Raw genomic sequence first — 21427 nt, forward strand, 5'->3', positions numbered from 1 at the left:
TATCGCAGAGCGCTCGCCAATCAGCTAACATCACAAATCGACACGGGCAATATATTCTATATAAATTTAATTATTTGGTCGTTTGCGCGACACTTCGCCCGCTGGCGTCGCGAGCTTGTGCTTCGCCAGGAAATTTTGAAGCAAATCTGCCACGGCGACATTATTGAGATCGGCAAAGGGGAGGTGCGTGTTGCCCTTGAGGCCCGCATTGGCAAGCTCGAGAATTTCCGCCTTGCCCCCATATTGATTGATGAGCTTTACGAACCGCCGGTTCAGCGGCAGCGCGAGTTGCGGACCGCGCGGTTGCGACAGATTGTCTCCCCAGACAAATTGCATGGGGATCTTTGCCAGTTTCTTGAATGTCTCGAGCGGCACGTAGACCGGGCCGTAGGGGCCTGGGGGCGAACCGTCATTCTCGCTCTCCGGTAGAACGAAGCCGACATTTTCATAGGCGACAATCGCCTTCACGCGGTCGCTCTCAATCGCCGTGAGGAGAGCCCGGAGGCCGCCCGCCGAATTCGTGATCATGACCACCGGACCGGTCCGCTCCAGTGCGGCGGCTGCGGCATGCGCCTGCAAGGCGACGTTCTCCATCGTGTCATATTCGGCATAACGGGCCCGGCTAGCCTGCTCCCACGCGCGGGCGTCCGCGGTCGGGAACTGCACGCCGGGGTGCCAATTCATATAGCTTGGGCCAAACCGCCAGGCCGTGAAGGTCTCCTGGTCAGATCCCAAGCGCGGGGCTGACTCCACCGTTTCACAGGGCAGATTCGCGCGGCCGACGCGGGGGCCATCCCAGAGATAGACCGGGAAATGCCGTCGCAGAAAGATGCTGTCGAAACCTTCCCCGCCGTCCCACCGGTTTTTCCAGGCGGCGACGCTGGAGCTATGCCAAAAGAAGAGGCCAGTAGAGCCCGCATTCGCCGGGATTTGGTACTCCACATAGCCGTGATCACAGACAGTGGACTTGACGGCTGGGTCCCCGACCCGTGTTCCTCCGGCTGCGAAGGAGCCTTGTCGCTCGATCATCAGCGGCGGCGGCCCCGCGTCCCTCGCGAGCGACGCGGATGGTCCCGTAATGACGAGTACCGTGACGAGGAGGCACCGCGCGACCTGACCGGGAAACATGTGATTGCGAGTCATCAACCTCTCCAAAGAATTGACACCTGGAAGGTGAGCTTCATGCTCCAGCACAGACGCCACTCTCTCAACCTTTATATTATAATACTCTATAAATAATGGCAAGCAAACCTGCTTGTGCGCTTTCAGCGCAGCAGCCGTGCCCCACCCATCGCTGAATACGCCGCCCTCCCGACTTTCCCCAATCAGGTCGGATCGCTCGCCGGTCCGAAGCGTTATGCTGCAAATGGCACGGGAGCGGGCACGATGGCGCATGAAGATGACCCCACGACGCAGGACGAGGACACCGTCCATTACGGCGGCCCCTCCGGCGGCTTTGGTTCGCTGAGCGGCGTCGCGCGCATCTTCGGCAAGGAGTGGGCAACGCCCATGGCGCTGGAGACATTGCGGCGCCAGAACAAGCCCGGCGGCTTCATGTGCGTCTCCTGCGCCTGGACCAAGCCGGAGCATCCCCACCCGGCCGAATTCTGCGAAAATGGCGCCAAGGCGACGCTGTGGGAGCTGACCACGCGCAGCTGCACACCGGACTTCTTCGCCAAGCACACGGTGACCGAATTACAGGCTTGGCAGGACTATGACCTTGAGCAGACCGGCCGGCTCACGCACCCTATGCGCTATGATCGGGCCAGCGATCGCTATGTGCCGGTCAGCTGGGACGAGGCCTTCGCGGGCATCGGCGCTGAACTCAAGGCGCTCGATCCCAAGTCCACCGTCTTCTACGCCTCAGGCCGCGCCAGCCTGGAAACCTCTTATCTCTATGCCCTGTTCGCGCGGCTCTATGGCCACAACAATCTGCCCGACAGCTCCAACATGTGCCACGAAACGACCTCGGTCGGCCTGAAGAAAGTGACGGGGTCGCCGGTCGGCACCTGTCAGCTGAAAGATTTCGACCATTGCGACGCGATCTTCTTCTTTGGCCAGAATACCGGCACCAACAGCCCGCGCTTTCTCCATACGCTCAAGTCTGCGGTGGAGCGCGGCTGCAAGATCGTGACCTTCAACCCCGTCCGCGAGAAGGGGTTGATCGAGTTCGTCGATCCGCAGAACCCCGTTCAGATGGTGACGCAGAAGCGGACCGAGATTTCCTGCCTCTATTATCAGGTGAAGCCGGGCGGAGACATCGCCGCGATCATGGGGATGATCAAGCATGTCATCGCGGAAGAAGACCGCCAATGGGCCGAGCAAAAGCAGCATTTGCTGGATACGGACTTCATCGCGCAGCACACGCATGGCTTCGAAGCCATGGTCGAGAAGGTGCGCGCGACCTCATGGGCTGAGATCGAACAGGAGTGCGGCCTCAGCCGCTCTCATCTCGAAACGGCCGGGCAAATCTATTGCGACGCCAAGAAAGTCATCGGCATTTATGGCATGGGCGTGACCCAGCATGTCCATGGTTCGCAGACCATCGGCATGCTGGTCAACCTGCTGCTGCTGCGCGGGCATATCGGCGTCGAAGGCGCAGGCATCTCGCCGGTTCGCGGCCATTCGAACGTCCAGGGCCAGCGGACCGTCGGCATTTCGGAGAAGCCCGAACTCGTGCCGCTGGACCGGCTGAAAGAGCTGTTCGACTTCGATCCGCCGACCGAGAAGGGCGTGAACACCGTCGAGGCCTGCGAGGGCATCATCGATGGCAGCATTCGCGCCTTCATCGGCCTGGGCGGCAATTTCGTCCGCGCCATCCCGGAGCGGGAGAAGATGGAGGCCGCGTGGACCAACATGCGGCTCACCGTCCAGATCGCCACCAAGCTCAATCGCAGCCATCTGATCAACGGCGAGGTCGCCTATCTCCTGCCCTGCCTCGGCCGCTCGGAGGAGGACATGCAGGCCGGCGGACCGCAGACCGTGACGATGGAGGATTCGCTCTCGATGATCCACGGCTCGGTCGGCAAGCGCAAGCCGGCGAGCGAGCATCTTCTCTCCGAGCTCGCCATCGTCGCCGGCATGGCCAAGGCGACGCTACCCGCCCGCCCGGCCGTCAAATGGGATGACTGGGTCGGCCATTACAGCCAGGTGCGCGACCTCATCGAGGCGACCTATCCGGACAAATTCGCCGACTTCAACCAGCGCCTGTTCACGCCGGGCGGCTTCTTCAAGGGCAATAAGGCCCGCGAGCGGATCTGGCAGACGGAGAGCGGCAAGGCCGAGTTCACGACGCCGACGAGCCTCACCGCCATGGGCGTGCCCGATAAGCCGGGCCGCTACCGGCTCATCACCATGCGCTCGAACGATCAGTTCAACACGACGATCTATGGCTTCTCGGATCGCCTGCGCGGAATCGAAGGTACGCGCGACGTGCTGCTGATGAGCCCGCGCGACATTGAGGCAGCGGGCCTTGAGGCCGGGCAGGTCGTGGGCCTCGCCAGCGATGCGGACGATGGCGTCGACCGGCAGGTGGGTGGGCTCACCGTAACCCCCTTCGACCTGCCGGAGGGCTGCGTCGGCGCTTATTATCCAGAGATGAACCCGCTCATCCCGCTCTGGTATCATGACAAAGCCTCCAAGACGCCGGCCGCCAAGGGTGTGCCGGTGCGAATCGTGGCGCAGTCGGCCACCGGAGGGGGACGGGCGAGATGAAGCGCAGTGGCGAAGGCGCGCGGGCGGTTCGCCCGGGCGCCGCGCTGCTCGGCCTGCCGCTGCTGCTCGGCGGATGCGAGGCGCTCAAGCTCGGCGTGGTCAACCATGCCGGCCCTGTGGCGGCGGACCAGTGGCATCTTTTTCTCCAGCTTGCCCTCGTGCTCATCTTCGTAGCGGGGCCGGTTTTCATCCTCGTCCCGCTGTTCGCGTGGCACTATCGGCTCTCCAACCGGGATGACGCCTATCGGCCCAATTGGGGATTTTCCTGGCCGCTCGAGCTGCTCATCTGGATCCCGCCGACCGCCATCGTGATCGGGCTCGGCGTCCTCCTGTGGAATGCGACCCACCGGCTCGATCCCTACCGCCCGCTCGCCTCCAACCAGCCGCCCCTGGAGGTGCAACTGGTGGCGCTCGACTGGAAATGGCTCTTCATCTACCCCAAGGAGGGCATTGCGACTGTCAATCGTCTGGCCATCCCTGTGGGCCGACCGATCCATCTCAGCCTGACCAGCGGGACGGTCATGCAATCGCTACTCATCCCGCAACTCGCCGGGCAGATCTACGCCATGGCCGGCATGCGCACGCAGCTGCACCTGGCCGCCAGTCGGGCCGGCGTCTTCCGTGGCCAGAACACGCAGTTTAATGGGAAGGGCTTTCAGAGCCAGAAGTTCGATGTCGTGGCGCTGCCGCCGGCCGACTATCGCCGCTGGCTGGAGCAGGTGCGCGCCGTCCGTAGGCCGCTCGACGACAAGGCGCTGGCGGCGATCACCGCCCGCTCCATCGCCCCGCAACCCGCCCTGTTCTCGTCCGTCCCGCCAGGCTTGTTCGAGCATATGATGATGGCGAGCACACAGGGGCAGGCCCGTTGAGCGCGCCGCTTATGCCGGCGCTGCTGGGGCGGTTCAGCTGGGATGCGCTGCCCTTCGTGCGTGCCTGGGAAAACCCCAACGCCAATGAACTGATCGCCGCCGGAGCCGGTGCCATGGTGGTGGCCGGCGCACTGTTCGTGGTCGTGCTGATCGCCCGCCTCGGCCGCTGGCGCTGGCTGTGGACTGAATGGCTCACCAGCCTCGATCACAAGAAGATCGGGATCATGTACATCGTGATCGCCCTGGTCATGCTGGCGCGCGCGCTGATCGAGGCCAATCTCATGCGGCTGCAACAGGCAGTCGCAATCGGCGATCCCGGGCCGGTTGCGCCCGAGCATTTTGCCGAGCTGTTCAGCACCCATGGCTCGATCATGATCTTCTTCATGGCGATGCCCTTCCTCACCGGGCTGATCAACTATCTGGTGCCGCTGCAGATCGGCGCGCGCGATGTCGCTTATCCGCTGCTCAACGCCATCGGCCTCTGGCTCACTGCGGCCGGCGCGGGGCTGATGATGGCCTCGCTGGTGATCGGCCGCTTCTCCACCGGCGGCTGGAGCGGCTATCCGCCGTTCACGGAGATCGGCTTCAATCCGGGCGTCGGGCCGGATTATTGGATCTGGGCTATTACTTTGGGCTCGATTGCCTCTACCCTGGCCGGCATCAACATCGCCGTCACCATCTATAAGATGCGCTGTCCGGGAATGACATTGATGCGGATGCCACTGTTCGCCTGGACCAGCTTGTGCACCGCCATATTGATGATCTTCGCAATGCCGCCGCTGACGGTCGCGACGGCGCTGCTGGCGCTCGACCGCTATCTCGACTTCCACTTCTTCACCAACGCCCTTGGCGGCAACATGATGCACTATGCCAACCTGTTCTGGATGTTCGGCCATCCCGAGGTGTACATCGTCATCCTGCCGGCCTTTGGCATCTATTCCGAAGTGGTCTCCACCTTCTCCTCAAAGGAGCTCTACGGCTACAACTCGCTGGTGATCGCCACGATGGCGATCGCGGTGCTTTCCTTCACCGTCTGGCTGCATCATTTCTTCACCATGGGGCAGAGCCCGAGCCTGAACGCCGTGTTCGGCATCGCGACGATGGCGATCGGCGTGCCGACGGGGGTCAAGATCTACAACTGGATCTGGACGATGTTCCGCGGCGAAGTGCGCTTCACCACGCCCATGTGCTATGCGCTCGCCTTCATGATGACCTTCGTGCTCGGAGGGCTCACCGGCATCATCCTCGCCTTCCCGCCGCTCGATTACATCGTGCACAACACGCTGTTCCTCGTGGCGCATTTCCACAATATGCTGATCCCCGGCACGCTTTACGGCCTGCTCGCCGCCTATACCTTCTGGTTCCCCAAGGCGTTCGGCTTTCGGCTCGATGAGCGGTGGGGCAAGATATCCTGCGCCTGCTGGGTGATCGGCTTCTATCTCGCCTTCATGCCGCTCTATGTTCTCGGCGCGGCAGGCATGGCGCGCCGCACCCCGGCGGTGATGGAGACCGCCTACCGGCCCTGGCTCTATGCGGCGGAAGTCGGCGCGCTGGTGCTGTTCTGCGGGTTCCTCGCGCTGCTCGTCCAGCTCTGGGTGAGCCTGCGCAAGCGCGCCGCCACCCGCGTCTTCGCTGGCGATCCCTGGGATGGGCGGGCGCTCGAATGGTCGATCGCGGCGCCGCCGCCCGCGTATAATTTTGCCCGGCTGCCGCAGGTCGACCAGCGCCACTGGTTCTTCGACGCCAAGCGCAAGGGTGCGCCTTATGCCCCGCCTGCCCGTTATGAAGACATTGAGACGCCGAAAAACAGCGCCGTCGCGCCAATCATCGGGATTGCCAGCGCGGCAGCCGGCTTTGCCCTTGTCTGGCATATGTGGTGGCTGGCGATCCTTGGCGTGCTTGCGGTCATAGCGACCGTGATCGCACGCAGCTTCGCCCGCGACACGCACCAGCTGATCCCGGCCAGCGCGGTCGAACGGACGGAGCGGGCTTGGCTCGACGCGGTGGCGCGGGCGCGGCCCATCCCCCGCGAGATGGAGACGACCCCGGCGAATGCGGGCCTGGCCGAGGTGCACCCATGACCGCCGGTGAGACGAAACATCCCGGCCTCAATCTGGGCAGCACCGACGCGCAAGCCCATGAGGCGGCGGGCTCTGCCCTTTTCGGCTTCTGGGTGTTCCTGATGAGCGACGCGGTGATCTTCGCGCTGCTCTTCGCCACTTATGGCGTCATGCTCCCTGCGACCGCCGGCGGCCCAACTCCGGCAAGCGAATATAAGATCGGCCCGACCTTCCTTGAAACGCTGGTGCTGCTCACCAGCAGCCTCACCTACGGCCTGGCCTCGATCGCGATGAAGCATGGGGCGGCGCAGGCGCGCATCCAGACCTGGCTGGGGCTGACGCTTGCCTTGGGGCTGCTCTTCCTGGGGCTGGAACTGCACGATTTTGCTGGCATGATTGCCCATGGCGCCACGCCCATGCGCAGCGGCTTCCTCTCGGCCTTTTTCGCGCTGGTGCCCCTGCACGGCCTGCATGTGCTCGCCGGTAGCCTGTGGATTGTCGTGATGATGGCGCAGTTGCGGATCATCGGCCTTGATGCGCGCGTGAAGATCAACCTCCTGAGGCTCGGCCTGTTCTGGCACTTCCTCGACATCATCTGGATCGCGATCTTCTCGACCGTCTATCTACCGGGGCTGATCCCATGAGTGAACGCCGAGACGATCCTCGCCGCGAGGCGCGCGGTTATGTGCTGGGCTACGCCGCCGCGCTCTTGCTGACCAGCGTCGCCTTTGCGCTCGTGCGCTGGCCGGTGCTTGCCAGCACCGCCACCTATGCGCTTGTGCTTGCCTTGGCACTCATCCAGATTGTCGTGCAGTTTCGCTGCTTCCTCCACATCGGCCTCAAGCGCTCGACGCGTGACGACCTCCAGCTCATCCTCTTCTCCAGCCTGATCATCGCGCTCATGGTCGGCGGCACGCTGGTGATCCTGTTCAATCTGCGGATGCGGATGATGTGAGCGGGCGGTCGTTGCGGCGCCAACCTAGCGACGGATGGGCGCCACCTTGGCCAGATCGTTCCGGATCGTGGTCGCGGCGACGCCGCCCTCCCCCATCGCGTGGCTGATCTGGTCGAGGCCGAGGACGACATCGCCAGCGGCATAAAGCCCGGGGATGTCTGTGCGCTGATGGGCGTCGACCATCAGACACCCCTCGGATGTGCGACTTGCGCCGAGCATCCCGGCAAGCTCCGAGCGGATGTCAGAACCCAGCGCCGGATACAGCGTGTCGAAGCGGCGCGTCTCGCTCTCGATGCCGAGCGCGATCTGGTCTTCCACCAAGCTGATGGACGTACATTGTCCGGCGATCCCAATGCCCGCTGCCTTCAGCCCCGCGCATTGCGCCGGTTCCAGACTATGTCCCCCTTCAGGCGCGACCAGCGTGATATCGGCGGAATAGCCGCGGAGAAACATGGCTTCATTATAGCCGCGCTCGCCCGTTCCGAGCACCGCGATCGCCTTGTCCGTGACTTCATAGCCATCGCAGATCGGACAATAGCGGAGCCGACCGGTCGCAAGCGCACGATCATGGCATAGATCGTCCATCATGGTTGGGCGGCGATTGACCACGCCGGTGGCGAGCAGGACGGTCCGCGCAGCGAGGCTTCGGCTACCCGTCTGCGCGATGAACTGGCTGCCATCGTGAGCCAAGCTGTCGACGATCCCGTCCTGCAGGCGCGCGCCGTAGAGGACTGCCTGTCGACGCATCCGTGCAAGCAAATCGACCCCGGAGACGCCCTCCGGAAACCCGGCATGATTGCGGGTGAGCGGGATCAAGGCGGCCCGACTCTGTCCGCCGTCTATGACGCAGACCGTCAGATGAAAGCGTGCGAGATAGATCGCGGCGGTCAGCCCCGCAGGGCCGCCGCCGACGATCAGGCAGTCCAGCCGTTCGGCCGAAAGGTCGGCCGGCTCCTGGACGGCCATGCTTATTTGCCGGCCTGCGCCATCAACTCGGCCTTGCGGGCCGCGAGCTCGGCGCCCAGGGCCTTGAGGTCGAGTTCGCTCTCGCGGCTTTCCGCAAACATCTCCTGCTCCTCTTCCTCGACATGGTGCTCAACATATTCGCCGAGCACCGTCACCTTGGCGTCGAACAGGCGGTCACCCGCCTTCATGGCCTGGATCTCGGCGATGAGTTGCTTGGCGCTGGCATGTTCCACTTCGGCTTCGTCGAGCAGGTCATCATCGTCGATGGCCTCGCGCGCGGCGGGATAGAAGATTTCTTCTTCAATCTGCGCATGAACCGTTAGAGCGAGGCAGATCTTGTCAGCCAGCGCCTGCTTCTCGGCATCGTCTTCGAGATCAGCATATTGGTCGAAAAAGCCCTTCACCTCCTTGTGGTCGTCCTTGAGCAATTTGATCGCGTCGGCGGGCTTTGCCGCCGCCCGCTGGGTCTTGCGCGCCGTCTTCGAGGCGGGCTTCTTCGATGCGGGTTTCGCTTTGGGCTTTGCGGCAGTCTTGGTCGTGGCCATGTCGTTTCTCCATCCTGGGGGCGCAGGCGCGCGCCCCTTCGCAGAACAACCACCGAACGACGCCGCGGACCCCGCCGCGCCGCCCATATTAACCTTTGGCAATACGATTACCGTCGTTCATCGCTCCGGTTCCAGGCTAGCGATCAGCCCGGGAATGACCGGCAGAAGATCGCGCGGGAGAAATCCGACTTCGGCAATCTGGTTGGAAACGCCGGCGCCCGCCGCGCCATGGACGAAGACACCCCAGGCCGCCGCTCGCAAAGGATCGGCGCCGCGCGCGGCAAGGCCGCCGATGAGACCGGCCAACACATCGCCCGACCCGCCCGTGGCAAGACCGATGCTGCCGCCCTCGAACAGCAAGGGCTCATCTTCCTTTGGCGATGCAATGAGGGTTTGGGCGCTCTTCAGGACGACGACCGCGTTGAAGGCGCGCGCCACATGCAGGGCTGCTGCGCGCGGGTCTTTGCGGATCACGTCGATATCCTGCCCGGTCAGAAAGCTCATTTCCCGATGGTGGGGCGTCAGGATGACCCGCCCCTCATGCGCCGCCACCAGCTTCTCGAGCTTCCGGGCACAAGTGAGGGCAGCGGCATCGAGGATGATCGTCTGGCCCGGCTTTGGCGTGCCGAGCAGCGCGGCGACAAACTGCTCGGTGCGATCCCCCGCGGACATTCCAGGGCCAAGGATGAGGGTGTCGCAGCGCGCGAGGCGTTCCTGCAGCAACCCGACCGCCTCGAGCGCGATCTCGCCATCCTCATCCGCAGGCAGGGCGATCATCGCCGCCTCGGGCACCAGGACGGCGAGCGCCATTGCGGCGGATCGCACGGTCGCCATCTGGAGCTTGCCGGCTCCCGCGCGCAGCGCCGCCTCGCCGGTGAGCCTGAGCGCGCCCGGCACGAACTCCGCGCCGCCGACCAGGAGAACCCGGCCCCGCGCGTCCTTATCGCCCAGTGCCGCGATCGGCGGCAGCGGATGGGCTTCGAGCCAGGCGCGGTCGAGGGTCGGCATCATCCGCGCCGCCCCGTGATCGCGTCAGGTTCGCTGGTGACCGGGGTCGCTTGGTTCTGCATCGGCGCTGTCACATTGTAGCGCTGGAGCTTGAGCCCGCCATCCCGGCCGGCCGACGGATCGAAGAGATAGTCGGTAATGGCGCAATTGGCCACGTCCCCTTCCCGGTCGATCGCCAAGATGCGTTGTTCATCGAGGCTCTCGATGATGTAGCGCATGCAGAGGACCACCACCTGATGCGTGAAGATCATCACCCGCTTTCCGGCATAATGAAGCGAGATGGTATCGAGGACGGAGCGCAACCGCAGGATGACATCGCACCAGCTCTCGCCCCCGGGCGGGCGGTGATAGAATTTCCCCAGCAGGCGCCGAAATTCGGCCTGATCAGGGAAGATATTCGCGACGCCGGGCGTGGTGAGGCCATCGAGAATGCCGAACTCCTTCTCGCGCAGGCGCTCGTCAAAGCAGATCGGCTCCTGCCGGTCGGTCCCGCCCGCCTCGCGGAAAAGCTCCGCGGTCTGAAAGGCGCGGAGATAGGGAGAAGATAAGAGAATCTGTGGCCGATGCTCGGCCGGCTGCTCGCAGAACCACAGACCCAGGGCGCGCGCCTGCGCCGTACCGAGGTCGCTCAGCGGCACGTCGGCATCCCGCGAGGTCAGAGCGATCCGGTCATGCGCTGCCTCGTGCGCAGCGTCGCGGGCGACATTCCCCGCGCTTTGCCCGTGGCGCACGATAATCAACTGTTCTGGCCAATGCATACTGCCTCCGCTGGTGATCGCGGAACGTTCCTGACGCTTAATTCGATCCCCATGAGCGTGAGGCGCGGACAGCGAGCACCCCGGCGGCGCCCGCGATTCAAAGCGCTCCAGTTGTTCGCTTGCGCCCCCTTGCTGTCTAAGCTGGGTGCTGCACTCAACACACCGGTCGGTTGTTGAAGCCGAACCAATGACGGCTCCGAAGGCCAAAAGATTGGGGTTTACACTATCGCTCGGTCGGCAGGAGCGGCCACGCCACCCACTTCATTCTCGTTCAGCGGCTGCAATCGAGAATCATCTTTTCTGAGTCCCGCGCCTTAGACTGCTTTCTTGGAGTAGCTGGGAGAGCGGCATCGGGCGGCCGAACAGCCAGCCTTGCAGCCAGTGGCATCCTGCGGCCCGGGCGAGGGCCGCTTGATCTTCTGTCTCTACGCCTTCTGCCGTGATCCTAAGACCCAGCGCTTGGGCCAGCGCTACAATGGCTACCAACAGATCGCGACCTGATGCACAGCCCATGGCTTCTTTCACGAAGAGCTTATCTATTTTCAACCGGTCGAATTTGAAGGATTGGAGGTAACCAATACTTGCGAAGCCAGTTCCAAAGTCGTCCAAAGCGAGCCGGATGCCCAAGGTCCGCAGATCGGCCATGATTGCCGCAGCGGCCTGTGGCCGACCCAGCAAATAGCTTTCAGTGATCTCGAGTTCGAGCCGGTCAGCTGGAAAGCCTGTGTCGGCAAGGATTGCGCTGATCTGGTCAGCAAGATGTGCATCCCAAAACTGCGCGGGCGAGAGGTTGACCGAGAGGTCGATGCCGAGAGGCTTGATGTCGATGCAGGCCCTGCGGAGCACCTGCCCTCCCAAGGAGCCGATTAGGCCAGTCATTTCGGCAAGCGGAATGAAGACATCTGGGGGAATTGGACCTTCGGTGGGATGGGTCCATCGCGCCAGGGCTTCAAGCCCAACAATGGCGCCGGATTCCGCTAGAACAATGGGCTGATAGGCCAGTTCAATTCGATTTTCCGCGATTGCAATGCGCAGGTCCTGTTCAAGACGCTTCCGCACGAGATGTTCTTCGTCCAGTTCAAGGGTGAAGTCGCTCCAGCGGTTCTTCCCCCTGGCTTTGGCATTGTACATTGCAACGTCTGCACGGCGCATCAGCTCGTCGATATCGACGAGAGCATCTGAAGAAGACGTCACGACGCCAACGGATATTCCGATGAGAATATTGGCGCCGGCAACCGGAACTGTCGTCTGAAAGGAAGCGATGATGCGTTCGGCGAGCGAACATCCCGGGCCATCGACATCAAGCTGGCACAATATTGCAAACTCGTCGCCGCCCGTGCGAGCAATCAGCGAATGCGCCGGCGCTGCCGCCGCGAGCCGGGATGCCACCTCCCGCAGCAGGGCGTCTCCTGCGCCATGGCCATAAAGATCGTTCACGCCTTTGAAGCCATCCAGGTCCATGTAAAGCAGAACGAAATGATTACCGGTCGCAATCGCCTCGTTGAGCCGACCGAGGAGGACGCGGCGATTAGGAAGCTCCGTTAAAGGATCGTGGTTCGCCAAATGCTGAGTTCTGGCTTGGCTGGCTGTCAATGCTGCAATGGACTGCCCCCCCTGCCGCAGGATAAAAAGCGCAGCGATAACCGCGACGACCATGATGCCGGCAAACCCAGGGATGACCTCGCGACGAAATTGTGTGCCAGGGGTCTCGAACGCGACCTCAACGGATGCGATCTGGTTACCATCCATATCTCGCAGGACTAGCGCGGCGCTCGACGGGGCTGGCCGTGCCAGGTTTAGCGCTAGGGCGGGGAGATGGTGCTTGGCACGGATACTGGCGAGATGGCTCGCATCAAAACGCTCGGCTATGACGAGCAGGTGCCTCTCACCCGCAGGCGCCGACACTTTGTTGGTCAAGGGAACAACGGCAGCAACCGAGTAGACGAAAACCTGACGTTTCTCGCGGGCAAAGCCGCTGACGATTGGCGTGCCACGATCATCCATAGCACGCACTTTTGCCATCGCCGTCTGAATTGACGGACCCAGTATCTCGGCAAGTTTAGATGAGGATCGGTTCCCGTTGCTGAAGGCGTAGCGGGTCCCCCCGTCAGGACCGATGACAAAGACATGGTCATAATTCTGGGTTTTACCGAGGTAAGCCGTGATGTTGTCGTCGATCCACGCCGCGCTGAAGTCGTACGAAATGTGGCGCACTGCGTCGTCCCATTTCGCGTAGTCCTGAAGATCATGCTCCACCATGGAGACGCTTGTCGCGAGGGCAGCTTCCAGCGTCCGCGTCTCGCGTACTGCCTCAAGCCGATCCTGCGCGGAGGTCGTGACTAAAATGAGCCCTAGAATGCTTCCAAAGCACAACCCGAGAAGCAATAGCACAGGCCAGAGATAGCGAGCAGGCACGCGTTGAATGAGTGACATAGGCCTTTGCTGATGTGACTGTTTTCAGCACCTTTGGGCCGCAGGTCGTACCAAGACGTTAATAAAGATTCTCCATTCACCGCATTTCGGATGGAGGGATAGCTGACGGCTTTTTCGCTCAGAATGAGCCCGTGTCTCAGCAGAACCTCGCTGACAAATTTCCGTCGGAGAAAGCGTGCGGACGAACGAACACGCTCCCTTGAAGTCTCCCTCACGCGAGCTTGCAATCGGATGAAATGTTCTCTGAGGCCAAATGCCGTTTGCGTCTTACGACTACATTTCAGACGAGCTCTACCCTTTACCTTCTGCTGACTGCCGCTGATCGCATCACGACATCCGCCGGCTGTGACGGAAGCGGGAATAGCGATTAAGCAGATCGTTGATCAGTTGCTCGTCGGTATAGCCGGTCACGTCATGAGGCTGCCCGCCGTCGGAAGAGTGCGCCACGGCGCGATAATGTAGGCGCTCTCGCTCCTGGGTCTTTCGCGGCTCGGCCCAAACAAAACTCGCCACACGAAATCCGCGCGCACGGACGGTGTAATCGAAATCGCCTCGCTCGCCATGCGGGATGGTGAGCCCCACATGATCGGCATCCTGCATGAGGCGCGCGGAAATGCCGCTGTCTCGCATCTGCGCCGCCACGGCCGCGAGGGCCGGCTGGGCTATGTCGGCTAGAAAAGTAAGGACTTCGTCTCGATCGTGAAACCGGGTGATGGTTGCGAGGCGCTGCTGCCATGTGAGGGCGTTTTCTGCGCCCGTGGCCGCGCCCGCAGCAGACAGGTCCATCGCTTCCTGGCTCTCGGTTTGAAGGGCTCGCAACAGGCCATAGCAAATGAACACCATGACCACAGCGAAGGGCAACGCGCTGGCGATCGCCGCGGTTTGAAGCGCCTGAAGCCCACCGGCGACCAGCAGCACCGCCGCGACACCGCCGGCGCAGACCGCCCAGAAAACACGCTGCCAGACGGGAGGGTCTTTCGCCGCGCCGGACGTGATCATATCCATGACCAACGCACCGGAATCCGCTGACGTTACGAAGAACGTGATGATGAGAAGCGTCGCGATGCCTGAAACAATGGTGGAAAGCGGGAGCTGCTCAAGCGTCTCGAACAAGGCGACCGGGAGGTTGTTGGCGACCGTATCGGCGATGTGGGCTGCGCCGCTCAGATCGAGCGCGATCGCTGTGTTCCCGAATACCGTCATCCAAAGGAAGGTGAACAGCGCCGGGACGAGCAGAACGCCGCCGACGAACTGGCGGATTGTCCGCCCGCGCGAGATGCGCGCGATGAACATGCCGACAAATGGCGACCATGCGATCCACCAGCCCCAGTAGAACAGCGTCCAGCTACCCAACCACGGATTGGGCTCATAGGCGTACAGACGGAAGGTGCGCTGCACGACCTCGCTAAGATAAGTCCCCACATTCTGGACGAAGGCCTGAAGCAGAAACACCGTCGACCCCGTCACGAGCACGAAGACCAGCAAAAGGGCGGCCAGGATGATGTTCAGTTCCGACAGGCGCTTCACGCCTCGGTCCAGTCCCATGACAACCGACAGCGTCGCCAACCCCGTGATGGCGGCAATCAAGACGAGCTGGATGACCGTGTTGCTCGGCAGACCGAACAGATAGCTAAAGCCGGCATTCACCTGCAGCACGCCCAGACCGAGCGAAGTCGCGACCCCGAACATGGTGCCCAGCACGGCGAAGATGTCGACAGCGTGGCCGATAGGACCATAGATCCGCTCCCCGATCAGCGGGTAGAGCGCCGAGCGGATGGTGAGCGGCAGACCGCGACGAAAGGCGAAATAGGCAAGCGCCAGGCCGACGACGATGTAGATCGCCCAGGCGTGGAGCCCCCAGTGGAAGAAGGTAAGGACCATCGCCTGACGGGCGGATTCGATCGTGCGACCTTCGCCGACCGGCGGCAAGGCGTAATGCTGGATAGGCTCGGCTACGCCGAAGAAAATCAGCCCAATCCCCATCCCGGCGCTGAACAGCATCGCGAACCATGAAGGATAGCTGTAGTCCGGTTCACTGTCGTCGGACCCAAGTTTGACGTCGCCATAGCGGCTGAACATCAAAAACAGGGCAAACACGAGAAAGCCGGCCACCGATGCGATGTAGAACCAGCCGAAGTCCGCCACGATGAGCGCCTGCGCAGCGGCGAATAGCCGGCCGGCAACGTTAGGAGCGATTGCTCCGAACAACACAAAGGCGAGAATGAGACCGGCCGAGACGAAGAACACGGTAGGATTGATCTCAACCCGGCGCTTTGTCGTGCCTTCCGGCGCATCATCAAACGATGGCTCGCTCACCTCTTCCCCCCATGCAGCCGGAACTCTGTTCAGGAAAGGGAACGAGGCGAAGCGCGGTCGGTTGCATATGGCTCATTCTAACGCCAGCAGTCCGTGCCAGCAGCGTGACCTTAGCGCGCGGTATCTTCTGCACCTGTCCGCTCACAAAGGGAATCAAGAGCGAAGAATGCCGCCCGATCATGAATGATCGCCCAGATCACCGCACGTGCGCAGCCGGCTTGCAACATCGCGATACGAATGAAAAAGGGCTGGAGCGGGTAGCGGGGATCGAACCCGCATCACAAGCTTGGAAGGCTAGTGCTCTACCATTGAGCTATACCCGCTCATCGACCGTTCGCCGACCCTCACCGGCACTCGGCCGGGACGACCGCTCAGTGGCGATGCGCTGGAGCCATTGCCACGACAGGCACGGCAGCGTCAACAGCTTCGCATCGCGATCCTTTGGCGGCAGAGCATTGATCGACCCTCGACTTTGCGCGCCGCAGATTGCAAAGGATCGGCAATGAACAGCTTGCCCGATCCTGCCAGCCCTCTCTCGCCGGAGGACGCCGCCCGCGCCTTCGCCGCCATTCTGGATGGCACGGTGGAGGACGAAGCAATCGCCGCCTTTCTGGTCACACTGGCCGAGCGCGGCGAGGCGGCCACCGAGATTGCCGCCGCCGCCCGGGAGATGCGGGCGCGCCTCAATCCCGTGCAGGCGCCGGCGGGGACCATCGACGTGTGCGGCACCGGTGGCGATGGCCATCATACGCTCAACATCTCGACTGCCGTCAGCCTTGTCGTCGCCGCCTGTGGCGCGCCGGTGGCCAAGCACGGCAATCGCGCTGCGTCTTCCAAGGCCGGCGCCGCCGACACGCTCGAGGCGTTGGGACTGGACCTCGACCGCGCAGCAGACACCGCCGAGCGCACGCTGGCGGACCTCGGCATCTGCTTCCTTTTTGCGCAAAAGCATCATCCCTCGCTCGCGCGGATTGCGCCGATCCGCAAGGCGCTGGGCCGGCGGACCATCTTCAACCTGATGGGCCCGCTCGCCAATCCGGCCGGCGTCACCCGCCAGCTCATCGGCATTGCGCGCCCGGCCTATGTGCCGATCTATGCACAGGCGCTGGCGGAGCTGGGCACCGAACGGGCGATGGTGATTTCCGGCGATGAGGGGCTGGACGAACTCTCCCTCGCCGGCGGCAATGACGTGGCCGATGTGACGAGCGACGGCATCATTGCGATGCGACGGATCAGCGCGGCCGATGCCGGGCTGCCGACACACCCTATCGACGCAATCAAGGGCGGCGACCCGGCCTACAATGCCGCGAAACTGCGGGCGCTGCTGCTGGGCGAGGCCGGCCCGTATCGCGATGCCGTGCTCTTCAATGCCGCTGCCGCGCTGATCGTCGCCGGCAAGGCCGAAACGCTGACCGAAGGGGTCGAGGAAGCCACCGAAGCCCTCGACCGCGGCCTTGCCAACACCCTGCTCGACTGCTGGATCGCCTACGCATGAACAAGCTCGATGAAATCTGCGCCACCAAGCGGGACGAGGTCGCCGCCCGCAAGCAGGCGACGTCACTCGCCGACCTGCAGGCGATGGCTGCCTCCCAGACCCCACCGCGGGGCTTCCGTCGCGCGCTCGACGCCAGGGTGGCCGCGGGCGGCTATGGCCTCATCGCCGAGGTCAAGAAGGCCTCGCCATCCAAGGGGCTGATCCGCGCCGACTTCGATCCGCCGGCCCATGCCCGCGCCTATCAGGCGGGCGGCGCGGCCTGCCTCTCGGTGCTGACCGACGCGCCCTATTTTCAGGGCCATGAGGATTATCTCATCGCGGCGCGCGCCGCCGTCTCGTTGCCGGTAATCCGCAAGGACTTCATGGTCGATCCCTGGCAGGTGCTGGAGAGCCGGGCGATCGGCGCCGATGCCGTGCTGATCATCGTCTCGGCCCTCTCCGATGCGCAGATGCAGGAGATCGAGGATGCCGCGCTCGGCCTCGGCATGGATGCGCTGGTGGAGGTGCATGATGCCGCCGAGCTGGAGCGGGCGCTGACCCTGCGCTCGCGGCTGATTGGCGTGAACAACCGCAACCTCAAGGATTTCTCGGTCGATTTCGCCCGCACCTATGAGCTGGTCGGCAGCGCGCCGGAGGGCTGCACCTTCGTCGCCGAGTCCGGTCTTGGCTCGAAGGCGGACCTCGATGCGATGGCGGAGCATGGCGTGCGCTGCTTCCTGGTCGGCGAATCGCTCATGCGGCAGGATGATGTCGAGGCAGCGACCCGCGCGCTGATCGGCGCATGAGCGGCCTCAGCCATACCGACGAGGCCGGCGCCGCGCGCATGGTGGATGTAACAGCCAAGGCCGACACCAGCCGCACCGCCAGCGCGACCGGTAAGATCGATATGAATGAAGCAGCTCGCGCCGCGATTGCGGACGGCACTGCCGCCAAGGGCGATGTGTTCGCCGCCGCGCGCATCGCCGGCATCATGGCCGCCAAGCGCACCAGCGACATCATTCCGCTCTGTCATCCCCTGCCGCTCACCGGCCTGACGCTCGACCTTGCGCTGGATGCGGGCGGCGCCATCGCCACGGCGACCGTGCGCACATCCGGCAAAACCGGCGTGGAGATGGAAGCGCTGACCGCCGTCTCCGCCGCCTTGCTGACACTCTACGACATGCTCAAGGCCGTGGATAAGCACATGGTCATTCGCGACATCCACGTCACGGCCAAGGCGGGCGGCAAGTCCGGCGACTGGACCGCCTGAGATCATGGCGGGGGCGCGCCCATGATCTCTGTCGATGACGCACAGCAGCGACTGCTCGCCCTCGCCACCCCGCTCGCGCCCGAGGCGGTTTCATTGGCTGAGGCGAACGGCCGATGGCTGGCCGCACCGCTGACCGCAGTCCGCGACCAGCCCTGGACGGCCCTCTCCGCCATGGATGGCTACGCGATCCGTCATGCCGATCTTCCCGGTCCCTGGCGCCTGGTGGGCGAAAGCGCGGCGGGCAGCGTTCCTCCGGCTCAGGCCATCGGCGCGGGCGAAGCAATGCGGATCTTCACCGGCGCACCGCTGCCCCCCGGCGCGGATACCGTGGTGGTGCAGGAAGATATCGCTGCCGATGGCCTGTCCATTCGCCTGACCGGCGACGGACCGGGCGGTGCGGGGCGGCATGTCCGCCCGCGTGCCAGCGATTTTGCGCAGGGCGATACGTTGCTGCCGGCCAGCCTGCGGATCGGCCCGGCGCAAATCGGCCTGGCGGCGCTCGCGGGCCACGAAACGCTGACGGTGCATCGCCAGCCGAGGGTCGCGATCCTCTCCACCGGCGACGAGCTCGTCCCGCCCGGCGCGCCCTGCCCGCCCGGCAAGCTCCCGGCCTCCAACGGCGCGATGTTGCGCGCCATGATTGGCGGCGCGGGCGGCGTGGTGACCATCGAGCGGATCGTGCGGGACGATCTGAATGCGCTGACCGCCGCGCTGCGCGATGCGGCTACCGCCGATGTCATCGTCACCTCCGGCGGAGCGTCCGTGGGCGATCACGATCTGGTGCGCCCGGCGCTGGAGGCGGCAGGCGGCAGCATCGATTTCTGGCGGATCGCCATGCAGCCCGGCAAGCCGCTGATCGTGGCACGCATCGGGCGGCAGATCATGCTCGGCCTGCCCGGCAATCCGGTCTCGGCAATGGTCACCGGCGCGCTGTTCCTGCTGCCGCTCATTCGGCGTCTTGCCGGCGGAACGGATGTGCTGCCCAAGAGCCGCACGGTTCGGCTCGGCGCTGACCTCCCCCCGGGCGGCAAGCGCAGGCTGTTCATGCGCGCGATGGTCGACGGCGTGGGCATGGCCACGCCGCTGGCTTTCCAGGATAGCGGCGCGATGCATGCCGCTGCCCAGGCCAATGCGCTGATCGTCCGGCCGGAAGGCGCGCCAGCCGCGCGCGCTGGGGAAGAAACAGAGCTGCTCGACTGGGCCGCGCTCGGCCTCGGCGGGGACTGAGCCTTTCCAGCACTCAATACGTATTCTGGGCAATTGCTGCCCTCCCCTCGCGCCCTACAGTCTGCGTCTCAAATGGGGGTCGCATGGCAGAATTTCCGCAAGAGGGGCAGCTGGGCGTCGAACGCCGGGCCATGCTCACAGGAACGATCGGCGCCGCAGCCATGCTGGGGCTGCAGGCCTGCGCCCCGGCCTCCGGTTCCCGTCCCGCGACCCTGCGAGCGCCGAGCCGCCGGACGGCGCTCGTCCCCATTCGCATCAGCCGCGACCAATTGATCGACGTGAAATGCTGCATCCGCCCGCTGCGCGCCGCCGGGCCGAATCTGGATGTGGAGACGGTGGGCGATGCCCTCGTCATCCATAATTATGGCCATGGCGGCAGCGGCTGGTCGCTCTCCTGGGGATCGGCCGACATCGCGGTCGGCAAGGCGCTCTCCGTGCTGCCGCGCGAGATTGCCGTGGTGGGATGCGGGATTATCGGCCTGACCACGGCCGTGATGGCGCAGCGCGCCGGCCTCAAGGTCACGCTCTATGCGCGCGAATCCATCCAGCAAACCCGCTCGTTCCGCGCCAGCGGATCGTTCACCCCGGATAGCCGCATCGCCTTGGCGGAGCCCGCCGGTCCCGCCTTTGGCGAGCTGTGGGAACGCATGGCCCGCTTCTCGTGGAAGGCCTTTCGCACCTATCTCGGTCTGCCGGGCCATCCGGTGGAGTTCGGCGATTCCTACCAGCTTTCGGATACACCGATCACCCGGCGGGAGTGGCCAGCCGACCCTGCAATCACGCAGAGCTTCGCGACGAGTGGGCGGCCACAGCAGAATTCCGAGTTCGGCCATTATAGCGAGCGCATTCGGGACATCGTGCCGCAGGCGCAGCCGCTGAGCGCAGAGGATAACCCCTTCCCGCAACCCCATGTGCGGCGCAGCTCGCAGATGATCTTCAACTTCGCCAGCTATGCCCATGTCATGCTCGGCGAGTTCTTCGAGCGCGGCGGGCAGTTCGTGATGCGCGACTTCGCTCGCCCGGCGGACTATGCGGCACTGCCCCAGAAGGTCGTGATCAACTGCACCGGCTATGCCGCCCGCGACCTGTGGCAGGACAAGACCATCATCCCGGTGCGCGGCCAGACCGGCTGGCTCGTGCCGCAGCCCGACGCCTTCTACAGCGTGCGCTATCGCAATGTTTCGCTCACCTCCAAGCGCGACGGGATCGTCGTGATGAACAATAACCCAGATATGGGCGAGATGCTGGGCGTGGGCGACAGCATGGAACTGCCCAATGTCGCCGATATCGAGAAAGGTCTGGAGATCATGGCGCCCGTCTTCGCGCCCGGCTTCCAGGCACAGGGCTGACCGATGCTGCTGCGCACTGCCCCGCTCCTGGCCGCTGCCCTGACCGCCCTCGCCGCGATCGCTGCGACACCCCCTTCGGCCAGCACGCGAGACGGCGTCTATACGGCCGCGCAGGCCGAAGCTGGCGCCCGCCTCTATGCCACGCGCTGCGCCATGTGCCACGGCCGGGCGCTGGAAGGCACGTTCGAGATTCCCGGCCTTGGCGATCGCTTCATGGCCCATTGGAGCAATGCCCCGCTCTCCAATCTGCATGAATATGTCGGCCGGGCCATGCCGCAATTCGCGCCCGGCTCGCTGACGCCGGACGACACGACCAACATCATCGCCTTTCTGCTGCAGGCCAATGGCCTGCCGGCCGGAAGCGCTGCGTTGCCCAGCGAGGCCGGCGCTCTCGCGCGGATCACCGTGCAGCCCGCAGATCTCAAGCTCACCGCCAGGGCTGTGCCCAGAACACAATAGGCACAGCCCTTTTTCCTTATGACG

General features: G+C 63.9%; 18 protein-coding genes and 1 tRNA gene. 11 read left to right on the forward strand and 8 right to left on the reverse strand.

Annotation, left to right across the window (positions count from 1 at the left end; translation table 11 throughout):
• Positions 1-66 precede the first annotated feature (66 nt).
• Positions 67-1143 carry an alpha/beta hydrolase gene (locus M2334_RS13975; RefSeq protein ID WP_264605730.1) on the reverse strand — a complete coding sequence of 359 codons (1077 nt, stop codon included), beginning with the start codon at positions 1141-1143 and terminating at the stop codon, positions 67-69.
• Positions 1144-1386: 243 nt separating this feature from the next.
• On the opposite strand from M2334_RS13975, the gene M2334_RS13980 reads away from it, so the two are divergent.
• From M2334_RS13980 to M2334_RS14000, 5 genes are read left to right on the forward strand one after another with little or no spacing between them, the layout of a single operon-like run.
• Entirely contained in the window at positions 1387-3714 is a 2328-nt protein-coding gene (locus M2334_RS13980; protein ID WP_264605731.1) for an FdhF/YdeP family oxidoreductase, read from the forward strand.
• Positions 3711-4583 carry a cytochrome ubiquinol oxidase subunit II gene (locus M2334_RS13985; RefSeq protein ID WP_264605732.1) on the forward strand — a complete coding sequence of 291 codons (873 nt, stop codon included), beginning with the start codon at positions 3711-3713 and terminating at the stop codon, positions 4581-4583. Before M2334_RS13980 ends, M2334_RS13985 begins: the two co-directional genes overlap by 4 nt.
• Before the next feature lie 11 nt (positions 4584-4594).
• On the forward strand, positions 4595-6664 hold the full coding sequence (locus M2334_RS13990; protein ID WP_413716462.1) for a cbb3-type cytochrome c oxidase subunit I: 2070 nt from the start codon (positions 4595-4597) through the stop codon (positions 6662-6664).
• Positions 6661-7287, forward strand: a complete 627-nt coding sequence (locus M2334_RS13995; RefSeq protein ID WP_264584319.1) for a cytochrome c oxidase subunit 3 — start codon at positions 6661-6663, stop codon at positions 7285-7287. The genes M2334_RS13990 and M2334_RS13995 overlap by 4 nt, the downstream gene beginning before the upstream one ends.
• Entirely contained in the window at positions 7284-7598 is a 315-nt protein-coding gene (locus M2334_RS14000; RefSeq protein WP_264584318.1) for a cytochrome o ubiquinol/quinol oxidase subunit IV, read from the forward strand. Before M2334_RS13995 ends, M2334_RS14000 begins: the two co-directional genes overlap by 4 nt.
• Before the next feature lie 24 nt (positions 7599-7622).
• Here the strand turns inward: M2334_RS14000 and M2334_RS14005 are convergent, their stop codons facing one another.
• The 7 genes from M2334_RS14005 to M2334_RS14035 form a co-directional block, all read right to left on the reverse strand.
• Complete coding sequence (locus M2334_RS14005) at positions 7623-8564, reverse strand: NAD(P)/FAD-dependent oxidoreductase (protein WP_264584317.1); 942 nt, start codon at positions 8562-8564, stop codon at positions 7623-7625.
• Between the two features lie 2 nt (positions 8565-8566).
• Entirely contained in the window at positions 8567-9196 is a 630-nt protein-coding gene (locus tag M2334_RS14010) for a hemerythrin domain-containing protein (RefSeq protein WP_264584316.1), read from the reverse strand.
• A gap of 30 nt (positions 9197-9226) precedes the next feature.
• Positions 9227-10120 (reverse strand): NAD(P)H-hydrate dehydratase, encoded by an 894-nt coding sequence (locus M2334_RS14015; RefSeq protein WP_264605734.1) that lies wholly within the window; start codon positions 10118-10120, stop codon positions 9227-9229.
• Positions 10117-10875 carry a histidine phosphatase family protein gene (locus M2334_RS14020; RefSeq protein ID WP_264605735.1) on the reverse strand — a complete coding sequence of 253 codons (759 nt, stop codon included), beginning with the start codon at positions 10873-10875 and terminating at the stop codon, positions 10117-10119. The genes M2334_RS14015 and M2334_RS14020 overlap by 4 nt, the downstream gene beginning before the upstream one ends.
• Positions 10876-11166: 291 nt before the next feature.
• The gene (locus tag M2334_RS14025; RefSeq protein WP_264605736.1) at positions 11167-13308 is read right to left on the reverse strand and encodes a putative bifunctional diguanylate cyclase/phosphodiesterase; all 2142 of its coding nucleotides are present in this window, start codon (positions 13306-13308) and stop codon (positions 11167-11169) included.
• A 327-nt stretch (positions 13309-13635) separates the two neighbouring features.
• The gene (locus tag M2334_RS14030) at positions 13636-15624 is read right to left on the reverse strand and encodes a BCCT family transporter (RefSeq protein ID WP_264595086.1); all 1989 of its coding nucleotides are present in this window, start codon (positions 15622-15624) and stop codon (positions 13636-13638) included.
• 249 nt (positions 15625-15873) lie between these two features.
• Positions 15874-15947, reverse strand: a tRNA-Gly gene (locus tag M2334_RS14035).
• 179 nt (positions 15948-16126) lie between these two features.
• Here M2334_RS14035 and trpD point away from each other — a divergent pair.
• From trpD to M2334_RS14065, 6 genes are all read left to right on the forward strand, one after another.
• On the forward strand, positions 16127-17119 hold the full coding sequence (trpD, locus tag M2334_RS14040; protein ID WP_264605737.1) for an anthranilate phosphoribosyltransferase: 993 nt from the start codon (positions 16127-16129) through the stop codon (positions 17117-17119).
• Positions 17116-17904: an indole-3-glycerol phosphate synthase TrpC gene (trpC, locus tag M2334_RS14045; protein WP_264586607.1), complete on the forward strand. Its 789-nt coding sequence runs from the start codon at positions 17116-17118 to the stop codon at positions 17902-17904. Before trpD ends, trpC begins: the two co-directional genes overlap by 4 nt.
• Positions 17901-18368 carry a cyclic pyranopterin monophosphate synthase MoaC gene (moaC, locus tag M2334_RS14050; RefSeq protein ID WP_264595088.1) on the forward strand — a complete coding sequence of 156 codons (468 nt, stop codon included), beginning with the start codon at positions 17901-17903 and terminating at the stop codon, positions 18366-18368. The genes trpC and moaC overlap by 4 nt, the downstream gene beginning before the upstream one ends.
• 21 nt (positions 18369-18389) lie before the next feature.
• Complete coding sequence (gene glp / locus M2334_RS14055) at positions 18390-19595, forward strand: gephyrin-like molybdotransferase Glp (RefSeq protein WP_264605738.1); 1206 nt, start codon at positions 18390-18392, stop codon at positions 19593-19595.
• A gap of 83 nt (positions 19596-19678) precedes the next feature.
• The gene (locus M2334_RS14060; protein WP_264605739.1) at positions 19679-20944 is read left to right on the forward strand and encodes an FAD-dependent oxidoreductase; all 1266 of its coding nucleotides are present in this window, start codon (positions 19679-19681) and stop codon (positions 20942-20944) included.
• A 3-nt stretch (positions 20945-20947) separates the two neighbouring features.
• Positions 20948-21403, forward strand: coding sequence for a c-type cytochrome (locus M2334_RS14065; protein WP_264605740.1), 456 nt, complete (start codon positions 20948-20950; stop codon positions 21401-21403).
• The last annotated feature ends 24 nt before the right edge of the window (positions 21404-21427 follow it).

Origin of the sequence: Sphingobium sp. B11D3D, from assembly GCF_025961755.1 — a bacterium.
In the GTDB taxonomy this organism is placed as follows: domain Bacteria; phylum Pseudomonadota; class Alphaproteobacteria; order Sphingomonadales; family Sphingomonadaceae; genus Sphingobium.

Excerpts from the sequence above, each read along its gene's own strand:
- M2334_RS13975 (WP_264605730.1), bottom strand. The coding sequence starts at position 1,143 with ATGACTCGCAATCACATGTTTCCCGGTCAGGTCGCGCGGTGCCTCCTC.
- M2334_RS13980 (WP_264605731.1), top strand. The coding sequence starts at position 1,387 with ATGGCGCATGAAGATGACCCCACGACGCAGGACGAGGACACCGTCCAT.
- M2334_RS13985 (WP_264605732.1), top strand. The coding sequence starts at position 3,711 with ATGAAGCGCAGTGGCGAAGGCGCGCGGGCGGTTCGCCCGGGCGCCGCG.
- M2334_RS13990 (WP_413716462.1), top strand. The coding sequence starts at position 4,595 with ATGCCGGCGCTGCTGGGGCGGTTCAGCTGGGATGCGCTGCCCTTCGTG.
- M2334_RS13995 (WP_264584319.1), top strand. The coding sequence starts at position 6,661 with ATGACCGCCGGTGAGACGAAACATCCCGGCCTCAATCTGGGCAGCACC.
- M2334_RS14000 (WP_264584318.1), top strand. The coding sequence starts at position 7,284 with ATGAGTGAACGCCGAGACGATCCTCGCCGCGAGGCGCGCGGTTATGTG.
- M2334_RS14005 (WP_264584317.1), bottom strand. The coding sequence starts at position 8,564 with ATGGCCGTCCAGGAGCCGGCCGACCTTTCGGCCGAACGGCTGGACTGC.
- M2334_RS14010 (WP_264584316.1), bottom strand. The coding sequence starts at position 9,196 with ATGGGCGGCGCGGCGGGGTCCGCGGCGTCGTTCGGTGGTTGTTCTGCG.
- M2334_RS14015 (WP_264605734.1), bottom strand. The coding sequence starts at position 10,120 with ATGATGCCGACCCTCGACCGCGCCTGGCTCGAAGCCCATCCGCTGCCG.
- M2334_RS14020 (WP_264605735.1), bottom strand. The coding sequence starts at position 10,875 with ATGCATTGGCCAGAACAGTTGATTATCGTGCGCCACGGGCAAAGCGCG.
- M2334_RS14025 (WP_264605736.1), bottom strand. The coding sequence starts at position 13,308 with ATGTCACTCATTCAACGCGTGCCTGCTCGCTATCTCTGGCCTGTGCTA.
- trpD (WP_264605737.1), top strand. The coding sequence starts at position 16,127 with ATGAACAGCTTGCCCGATCCTGCCAGCCCTCTCTCGCCGGAGGACGCC.
- trpC (WP_264586607.1), top strand. The coding sequence starts at position 17,116 with ATGAACAAGCTCGATGAAATCTGCGCCACCAAGCGGGACGAGGTCGCC.
- moaC (WP_264595088.1), top strand. The coding sequence starts at position 17,901 with ATGAGCGGCCTCAGCCATACCGACGAGGCCGGCGCCGCGCGCATGGTG.
- glp (WP_264605738.1), top strand. The coding sequence starts at position 18,390 with ATGATCTCTGTCGATGACGCACAGCAGCGACTGCTCGCCCTCGCCACC.
- M2334_RS14060 (WP_264605739.1), top strand. The coding sequence starts at position 19,679 with ATGGCAGAATTTCCGCAAGAGGGGCAGCTGGGCGTCGAACGCCGGGCC.
- M2334_RS14065 (WP_264605740.1), top strand. The coding sequence starts at position 20,948 with ATGCTGCTGCGCACTGCCCCGCTCCTGGCCGCTGCCCTGACCGCCCTC.